This is a genomic window from Haemophilus sp. HMSC61B11 (assembly GCF_001838615.1).
GTDB classification, from domain to species: Bacteria; Pseudomonadota; Gammaproteobacteria; order Enterobacterales; family Pasteurellaceae; genus Haemophilus_D; species Haemophilus_D parainfluenzae_AD.
In genome coordinates this window covers 8,895-15,865 of sequence record NZ_KV837995.1, presented here as the reverse complement: position 1 = coordinate 15,865, position 6,971 = coordinate 8,895, and the positions used below count along the sequence as shown (strand labels likewise).

The following is a 6,971-nucleotide window of genomic DNA, read 5'->3' as shown; positions in this document are numbered from 1 at the left end:
AAAAAGGCACTAAACGCGTTGGCATTTCGGGCAAGTATTGTCTTTTCCTTTTTCTCAATATCCCATAACACCAACTGACCAATAGGTTTATGTCTATCGGCATCTTCCGTAGCATGAGCACTAATGACATAACGCCCGTCGGTTGAAACACTTAACGAAAGTACCGGTGCAGTGCTGAAATATTTATATATAGCAAATAAAATAACGCATAGAATAACAGCTAATACAATAACTCTTAATTTTAACTTAGTAATCATTTTTTATATCTCCCAAAGTTTGAATTAGCCTTTATCCATCTATCCATAATTTGATTTTTATAGCTTTCTTTGTAGATATCAGGAAAAACCTTTTGGGTATCCAATGCCTTCCACTCCCACTCCCGCATTGCCGAGTGCGAAATAAAATAATTACTCTGATCAAAGAAATTGAATTTTTTGTCTTCTTTATCTTCTTCACTACTGGTATTGCCATTAATAAATTGATCAAACCCTTCCTCTTTTTGAAGTTCTGTTAATTTTTTATTTTTATACCCAATACCTTCAACAGACAAACGATTTCCTTGATGCCCCAACGCAGGACGTACCCACATATTTTTTATATAAATCGTCCAATTGTTAAATACCTGGTAAGTCAGCACATCAACAATATGTTTAAAATACTCATCATCAGGACGAAAACGACGATAATGGCTCCAAGGTTTCAAATAGTTTAATGGCTTCTTTAAATCAGAGGATACATCATTGGCTTCTTCCATCAGTAATTTTTCAATCTTCTGTTTTATTTCCCGTCCTTTCACTGTGTTTTCTATATTGTTATATTCCGCAATGTCGTCCTGGTTTAGGCTTCCCCGATGTATTAGGACGTTCCGTCGGAGTTGTTCTATATTTTCATAATACTCACCAATTAAATTTAACTTATAGTAATAATCTTTTAAGGCTCCAGTGGTGTTTGCTAGAGAGGAATATTTCATCGGATAAGCCCCACCAATTAAACCTGTATATTCCTTATCTCCACCACGACTATCACCATCCAACACTCCATCTTCTTGTGAATACAATACGCGAAGATATTTCACTGTTTTATGTGCATAAGGAAATAGTTCCATTGCCACCGGATTTTTCACGCGAGTATATGTGTCAGTGATTGCATTATCAGCGACAGCGGCTTCCCACATAATCAGATTATCAATTTTCTCATTATAGGCCCCGTCAAAATCACCTAAAATATTCAATGCACTTAATGCAACTCGGGCACCTAATGAATGAGTAATAATATTAACTTTAATGCCTTCATTAAATAACTCTATCAATACCTTTGCGAGCTCTCGCCCTGCTTCGTTAGCATACATTTCCGCTCTGAAAAACACCATGGAAGGATCAACGCTACCAGACCAAGTCACTCCAATAATTCGGTGATATTTATCCCAATCAGTAAAAGGATCATCATAATTTAATTTACCAGATGCAGCTAAATTCAAATAATATTCAACATGTGGAAACCAACCTAAAGCTTTATGACCATTAACTTTTAAATCTACCTCATCGTAAATGTGCTTAACATAAATATTGTCATCCTCTTTCGCTTGCTCAAGGAGTGTATTTGTCGCCAATTGACCAATCGCCTTGTTATCATAATGCAAATAAGGTCGCTGAATCTGATCGGAGGGTGGTAAGTTTGAATATTCTGGAAGCTCGCCAAAATCTTCCGATTGTGGAAATTTTCCAATATGTCCAAGTGAAACATTGTAGCCATGAATAAACAAAGTAGCGGTGTTACCATCCTTTTTAATCTGTTCAAGTTGTTTTGTAGATAATCTCGTCTCACTATTTTGACGAAAACGCAAATTCAATAAAATCGGTGGGGGAAGATAGATTGCATTCACTTCTTTTGCATTTACCGAAACAAACACTTTTAGTGGTTTCGCTAGTTGTAATCGCGGGTCTTTAGTTTTTTCATCATTTGCTTTGATAAGTACATAGCCGTCTGAATCATTAAAAAATGCTTGTTCATCTTTATCAGTAAGCTGTCTGCCGTCTTTTTTATGACGGTCGTATTTTGGTGCGGTATCAGGACCTCTCATTAATTGCCAGGAAATCAGACCGCACTTTACGCTCAAATGGTGACTATCTCCATTTTTATCAATTTCACCGTAAGAAACCCCACCATCTTGGTCATAAACTTTGACCATAATTCCTGCAGGTAAAGGACGATCAAGTGTATCTTTATGATGAATAATGATATTAGTACGACAAGCTGCAGTGCCCATCTTGGTTGATTCAGAACGGTGGGCTTCTTCGAATTGATGATAGAATGGTTGTGTAGTGGTATTAGCCATGTAAATTTGCTCCCAATTTATTACGGATAATATTTTTATTTTCTAGAACGCTTATCCGTTGTTTTATAAGGTATCGTTTTTTTTTGTTCAGTGATGTCACTTTGTAAAATTTGATTAATTTTCTTTTCCGGATCTAATCTGTCAATCACAGTACCATAGGCTAAACTTAGCAAGGTTAGCAGGCCAATATCAATAGTTTGATACAAAGCATGAGTTTTGCAAAGACGATAACAATGTTGAACGACTTTTTCAATGGTCTCTCTTTCATAGTAATCGTTTAGAATAGGTGTGGTTTCTAGCAGTTCATTGACTAAATCTGTTAGCAGAGAAGCATTTCTTTCATCGACAATGACGTTCATCTCAAACCTATCAAACTGCTTCTTAGCTGGTGTTATTTTAGCAAACTCCATTGTTGGCGCATAATGCACAACATGATGGCCTTTAGGTAAACTAATTGAGTCTATTAACCCGCCTCCCCAAAACGTTGCGAGCTTTTTAGGGTAATACATTAAACGGTCAAAATAGTCTTCCAATACTGTCGGGTCATAAAAGCGAAAATAGAGCAAGCGTCCGTCATAGGTTGACATGTAGATAAATTTTCTGAAATGGTGTAACAGCTCATCAAATTTGGCATGAGAGCGAAAGAAAAAGCCAAACTGCTTATTCCATTGCTGAAACCCGTCTTCTTCCTCTTTTCCTTTCGGGCTTTCACTGCACAGTTCTTCAACAAAAGGATGATTTTCCGGTAAGTACAACAAATAAGGCGCAGTTCTTTTTCTCTTTTCTCCTTCTTCACCTTTAAATAAACAAGCATAATGAATATCATCCAGCTCAAAACGCTGTGGAAACCAAAAGCTCACTTCGGCATTAATGATGGCATAACATTGACCGGTGGAATTATCTTCCGGCCATAGATAAGGCTTAATGGTGTCAGGAATAGGTTGAAATAAGAAAGGTGTACGTTCATCTTCTCGTCTTATCGGGAATTCGGTTTTAGTTAAACAGGCTATTGTGCTTTTTTCATTTTCTCGATATTGGTTAGGATTGAAAATGATAACCGGATGCTGTTCCGATAACTCTTGCGCTGTTGTTTTTAATTGCGCAATCAATGTTTCATCGGCGTGGCGTTGAAAATAGGTATTAAGGGGGAGGGGAAGAAAAGAATACTGTAATCGAATTTGGTTCTGTTGTTGGTAAACTGTAATGTGATTTTTGGCGATTTCGGCACTGGCGGCATAAATTAGGATAATAATATCTTCTTGTTCGTTATTGGAGAGTTGGTGAGCATTGACGGCATAGATTAGATTTTCATGTGGCATGGAATTCTCCTTGGTTAGAGGACAAATATTATAGGGATTTTAGTGTTAAAAGCTAAACTATTAATTAATCACCGTAATTATACTCTCTATGTATTCCCCTTCTCTTACTGCTTTCATAGTCACTAGAACTTAGCCCTAACTAGCTTTCAGAAATGCCAGCTCATACCCAAAAACAGTATAAATTAGTGAAAACTTAAAATAGATTACACATAATTTCATACTATTTTAAGATTTTTTATTTCTATCCTCTATGTACTTTATCTATCACTTAATAGCTTAATAATATCATCACCTTTAAACGGACAAGCTCTCTTATTGAAATCACATAAAAAACCGACTCTAGCAAATCATTTCTCTCATTAATGGCTTTAGTTGCACAATCAATAAAATTTACCTTCCCCTCCTGACCATTTTCAAGTTCGGGATAGCATTGCTTAAATTTTGATATATTCCATTTTTTTTGAGACGAAATTAGATACTCTCTTATCTTTTGATTTTCTTGTTGGATTGATACGTTATAATTCAAATTTAACTTTTTCTGAGCCAGCATATACCCTTTACTTACACAAGACATTAAATCTGCTTCTTGCACACTTACAGACAAGCAAGGCTTAGATAATGCATCTGAAACAAGCAAGTCTTCTAGCTCAATAGAAAAAACTAAACGAGAAGAAAAAAGTGACAGAAAAATTACCACTGTATATTTATTATTTTTAAACAAATCGATTCCTTTTTACTTAAACCATATCCAAAACCAATAAACATTAAGCAACTTAGAAAACTCAATATTTTTAGGTTCTGCTGGTAAATAAGTCTATAAATGCGATAAATTTCATCAAATAAAATAGCCCCATAGGAAAAGTGCGATTCATTTTATATAAAACAAACCGCACTTTAGAAGTTGAAAAACAGGTTTACTATATGCTTAGAACACTAACCTCTATCTTGTTAAAAACTTACTATTTACACTTAAATAGCTAATATTATAAGATCTCATCCATTTAGTTATGCTCTTCTTTCCTGGAAATAATATTTTATACCACTTATTGTTTTTAGAATCCTTTTTAACATCAAATATCAATACCTTATCCCCTTTAACCAAATACATATCAGTCTTATTATAGTTTTCATTATACAAATAAGATTTTTTATTAACATATCCAAGAGAAAACATTCTATTTCCATTATCAGAAATATCTGTAGAAATATTTCGTCTAAAACTTACAAGATTATCGATTATAAACTCATCAACTTCTGATGGACCACTACCCAAATAATAATATTCATACTTATCCAAAAGTAGATTATCATCTATCAATTTATAGGTATATATATTAGAAATGCCATCAAATCCACACTCTATAGATATTTTATCTTTTGATATAGGGACGATACTAAATTCCCCACATTCATTATTATCTTTTATATGTATAGTATTGTAGTAATTACTACCTAATTTTAACTCACATTGATAGCTCATTGAATCAGATTGACTACAAGAAATTTTAGACTCCATATCACCACTAAATTTTTGCAGTCCATTCATGCTAGATGTAGCCTCAGCATAATAAGATATTAACAAAGCAATAATAAAAATAATTTTAATCATCATAACCTTCAAATTTCTTTTGTAGACCTGTACCATATTTTGTGTTTTTAATACCACTAGTAGAGAATTTATACACTCCTATAGGCTTAGATAAATTCAAATTAGGACATTCTTGTATATTATTATCTCTAATAAGAAACTTAACCCTATTATGTTCGTAAAAAAAAATAACCGCACGTTACAAAGTGCGGTTAATAAATCATTTAATTTAGATCGACAGAATCAGCTTTGATCCACATGTTGATTTCTTTCTTTCCTTTGTAGGTAATGAAATACCACTCTTGCTGGTTTATAAAATCTTTATCTAAAAAACAAATTTTATCATCTTTAATAAGATACATTTTAGTTTTTTCATCATCACTTGGTTTCTTATATAAATATATTTTATCTTTCACTACGCGAGAACAGACCTCTAAAGAATTCTCCCTAAGATCTGGCTCACCGTCATATAAGTTAAAAATATAATCCACATTAAAAGCATTATAATTTTTCTTATATAAAACATTTTTAAATAAAATCTTATTGTTATTAATCTCTCCATTTGAGCGGGAAATTAGTTTAAATAAGCCACCTTCACCTATATTTATAATATCGCTATAATTAACATCTGATAATTTAACACTATGGTCTGAAGAATAGGAATTAACCTCCCACCCCTCAGAATCAAAATTAATATATTTATCTAAACAAAAAGTGTTTCTAACAAAAAATTCATTCTGCTTTTTAAATATAGGAATATAACAAATATGCTTATATTGAGAATTTGATTCAAAAACCAGTATTTCACCTAATATTTTATTATATGAAAAATATAGATCATAAGAAGCAGACTCACTTTTCTTTATATTTTTAGAAATAATCTTATTATCTAAAGAAGATAAAATGCCATTCTCTGTCAAATCTAGATCATTAGCAAATACTGAAAATGACGTTAGAAGTAAAAATATTATTTTTTTGCATTCATTAAACACTCTTCAATCCCCTGTGCGTATTCAGCAATAATCCAATCTTTATCTTGTCCATTGATAATTCTTCTTGCTGATTTATAATCTTTCTTTTCTACATTAATATGCTTAGATAAAGTTTCACCTTTCACAAATAATCCTTTCTCCATACCATCAACAGTTACCTTTATGAGAGTATCAAAATCCATTATCTTTTCTGGTTCAAGATCAAAAGCAATCCCATTGATTCCATTAAATTTTTCATAATTTATACGCCAAGTAATCTGTACGAATCCTCACCCTCTATATTTGTAACCATCACCATCAATTCGACAACCATTTTTTCTAGCCACACTAGCCCTTCTAGCAGTTAAACCACATCCATAATCAACTTCAGCTTTCTCATATGAAATATCCTCCTCAAGAATTCCGAAGAAAATCCGTTTTCTCCAATTATAAGATTCAACTCTAATAGTTGCTAGCATATAGGCTAATCGAGGGATATTGCACTTTTCATAGTCTGATTGACTATAATAATCAATAATTCCTTTGACCAAACGTCTCAAATTATTTTCCGATTGCGAATTAAGTTGAGGTAACTTAATTTTCTCATATCTCCCCGTAGCTCTATTCTTATCATACCATCCAATATCAGAGTGTTTAGATTTATATTCCTCAATAAACTTATCAATATCAATACAACAACATTGACTTACAGCAAACCACCCAATCAGCCCCAACGGATGCAGATAATACGCCTGCTT

General features: G+C 33.1%; 5 protein-coding genes and 3 pseudogenes. All 8 read right to left on the bottom strand.

Translation table 11 applies throughout. The annotated features are described in order from the left end of the window. Window positions 1-257, bottom strand: a pseudogene (locus HMPREF3263_RS07245) (WD40 repeat domain-containing protein); the annotation flags it as partial. Then, window positions 254-2,335: an alpha/beta hydrolase family protein gene (locus HMPREF3263_RS07240; RefSeq protein WP_005697191.1), complete on the bottom strand. Its 2,082-nt coding sequence runs from the start codon at window positions 2,333-2,335 to the stop codon at window positions 254-256. The pseudogene HMPREF3263_RS07245 and the gene HMPREF3263_RS07240, both read right to left, overlap by 4 nt. Beyond that, a pseudogene (locus tag HMPREF3263_RS07235) lies at window positions 2,328-3,654 on the bottom strand (DUF4123 domain-containing protein). The gene HMPREF3263_RS07240 and the pseudogene HMPREF3263_RS07235 overlap by 8 nt, the downstream one beginning before the upstream one ends. Before the next feature lie 268 nt (window positions 3,655-3,922). After that, a complete protein-coding gene (locus HMPREF3263_RS07230; protein WP_005697185.1) occupies window positions 3,923-4,375 on the bottom strand; it encodes a lysozyme inhibitor LprI family protein in 453 nt (150 codons plus the stop codon). Between the two features lie 219 nt (window positions 4,376-4,594). Beyond that, window positions 4,595-5,266 (bottom strand): hypothetical protein, encoded by a 672-nt coding sequence (locus HMPREF3263_RS07225; protein WP_232610017.1) that lies wholly within the window; start codon window positions 5,264-5,266, stop codon window positions 4,595-4,597. Window positions 5,267-5,466: 200 nt separating this feature from the next. Further along, window positions 5,467-6,234, bottom strand: coding sequence for a hypothetical protein (locus HMPREF3263_RS07220; RefSeq protein WP_005697187.1), 768 nt, complete (start codon window positions 6,232-6,234; stop codon window positions 5,467-5,469). Further along, entirely contained in the window at window positions 6,210-6,416 is a 207-nt protein-coding gene (locus HMPREF3263_RS07215; protein WP_049370592.1) for a hypothetical protein, read from the bottom strand. The genes HMPREF3263_RS07220 and HMPREF3263_RS07215 overlap by 25 nt, the downstream gene beginning before the upstream one ends. Window positions 6,417-6,503: 87 nt before the next feature. Then, window positions 6,504-6,971, bottom strand: a pseudogene (locus HMPREF3263_RS10910) (hypothetical protein); the annotation flags it as partial.